This window comes from Niastella populi (genome assembly GCF_002078015.1).
Lineage (GTDB): Bacteria > Bacteroidota > Bacteroidia > Chitinophagales > Chitinophagaceae > Niastella > Niastella populi.
The window spans coordinates 1-513 of sequence record NZ_LWBP01000143.1; the positions used below are offsets into that span (position 1 = coordinate 1).

At 36.1% G+C, this 513-nt stretch carries 2 protein-coding genes; both read left to right on the forward strand.

Translation table 11 applies throughout. The features are described from left to right. The first annotated feature begins 67 nt into the window (after nt 1-67). Nucleotides 68-304, forward strand: coding sequence for a hypothetical protein (locus A4R26_RS13000; RefSeq protein ID WP_081164198.1), 237 nt, complete (start codon nt 68-70; stop codon nt 302-304). A 46-nt stretch (nt 305-350) separates the two neighbouring features. Beyond that, nucleotides 351-513, forward strand: a 163-nt coding sequence (locus A4R26_RS36070; protein WP_369332934.1) for a universal stress protein, incomplete at its 3' end; no start/stop codon positions are given.

Genomic DNA, 513 nt, shown 5'->3' on the forward strand with positions numbered 1-513 from the left:
TTCTAATTGTACATTAATTACAGTTTAGTTAAGGCCGGTTAAATTCATGCATCAAATATCACTTGTCATGAAAGTAAATAAGTCAGTTTATATATTATTGTTTACAATAATTGCCATTCTGATTGTCGCAAATGGCGGACTATTGAAAAAAACAATTGATTATAAAGATGAAAACAGAAAACTCATTTTGCAAAACGATTCGCTTCACTCAGTGGTCATTTCATTGAACCGGAGCGCTACTGATACCCTTGCTTATAAACGGCCAGGCAAAAAAGCAATTAAAAAAAAAGCGAGGAGTTCATGATTCAAAACGAACCTGCGAATAAAATTTTGTTGAAAGGAAAATTGAAATGATAAAAAAGATCTTAGTTCCAACCGATTACAGCCGGGCGTCTTTAAATGCGCTGGAGTTTGCCATTAGTATTGCAGCCAGTAATAAGGCCTGCCTACAGATCTTACATGTACATGACACAATGTATGCTGGCGAAGATGTGCCGCCGACTGAGAAAACTT